A 1,417-nucleotide genomic window follows, 5' to 3' on the forward strand; every position below is an offset into this window, starting at 1 on the left:
TGCCGCCCCCGGGAACCCCCGGGGGCGGCCGCCTTTCGTCGTTCCGCCGCGAACGTAGGCACGGTCTTAGAGTTCTCAGTCCCGGATGGGCGAGGATCTGGGGATCGGAGTCGAGCGCGGAAATCGCCGTACGCTGGGAATACGGTGTTTAGGTAAGCCTTCCCATGCAAAGGTTAGGCTCGCCTTGGTTACAGTGCTATCGTTGCCGCATGTTCAGACAGCGCTCAGGCTCGCTCCCGCTGGCCGTCGCCGCCATCCTGGCTCTCACGCTGACCTCGTGCGGGGTCGCGACCGGGCTCGGCGGCGACCCCGAGACGATCTCCGGGATCCCTCTGGCGTCCGAGGTCTCGGCGACCGCGGACCCGCGATCCTTCGCCGGCGAGCTCTCGCTGGAGTTGGTCGACGGCCCGGTCGACCCCGTCACGACCGACCCGGTTCCGCAGCTGCCGGCCGTGGTCACGGACAACCAGGGAACCGTCGTCGAGGTCGCGGACGTCTCCCGTATCCTGCCCCTGGACGTCTACGGGACGCTCTCCCGCATCGTCTTCGAACTCGGGCTGGGGGACAACGTGATCGGCCGCGACGTCTCGTCGGCCTTCCCCGAGATCTCCGATCGGCCCCTGGTGACGCAGGACGGGCATCAGCTCAACGCCGAGGCCATCCTCGCGCTCGACCCCAGTGTGATCATCACGGACACCTCGCTCGGTCCGTGGGACGTGATCCTGCAGCTCCGTGACGCAGGGATCCCCGTCGTCGTCGTCGACTCCCACCGGTCCCCGGACAACGTCGAGGCACTGACCCACTCCGTCGCCGACGGGCTCGGCGTGCCCGAGCTGGGGCGCGAACTGGGGGAGCGCACCCGCGCGAAGATCGTGGAAACCGAGGAGTCGATCGCCTCGATCGTGCCGGGGTCCGAGACCGCGCGGCTACGCACGGTCTTCCTCTACGCCCGTGGATCCGCCGGCGTCTACTACATGTTCGGCCAGGACAGTGGTGCGGACGAGTTGATCACCGCGGCCGGCGGATACGACGTGTCGACCGAGGTCGGGTGGAAGGGCGCCAAGCCGGCGAACGACGAGGGGCTCATCGCGGCTCAGCCGGACGTCATCGTCATGATGAGCAAGGGGCTCGAGTCCGTCGGTGGCGTCGACGGACTGCTCGAGAAGTTCCCGGCCCTGGCCCAGACGCCGGCCGGTGCGAACCAGCGGGTCGTCGCGATGAACGACGACCTCGTGCTGTCGTTCGGAACCAGGACCCCCGCGGTGCTCAACGCGCTCGCGGTGGCCCTCTACGCCCCCGACGCGCTGTGACGCTCACAGCGGAGCGGCGCGAGCGGGCCGAGCGCCCCTCGCCTGGTTCCCGACCCGCACGGCCGACCGGCGGGACCACCCGGATGCTGACCGGTGGCCTGCTGGTC

General features: G+C 69.4%; 1 protein-coding gene. It reads left to right on the plus strand.

Going from position 1 to position 1,417, the window contains the following annotated elements:
- Positions 1 to 209: 209 nt before the first annotated feature.
- Positions 210 to 1,310: an ABC transporter substrate-binding protein gene (locus G6020_RS15090; protein WP_182611183.1), complete on the plus strand. Its 1,101-nt coding sequence runs from the start codon at positions 210 to 212 to the stop codon at positions 1,308 to 1,310.
- Positions 1,311 to 1,417: the final 107 nt, after the last annotated feature.

The sequence above is a fragment of the Dietzia sp. B19 genome, from assembly GCF_014145155.1.
In the GTDB taxonomy this organism is placed as follows: Bacteria; Actinomycetota; Actinomycetes; order Mycobacteriales; family Mycobacteriaceae; genus Dietzia; species Dietzia natronolimnaea.

What these genes read in the sequence shown, in the direction of transcription:
- G6020_RS15090 (WP_182611183.1), top strand. Translation starts at nt 210, where the DNA reads ATGTTCAGACAGCGCTCAGGCTCGCTCCCGCTGGCCGTCGCCGCCATC.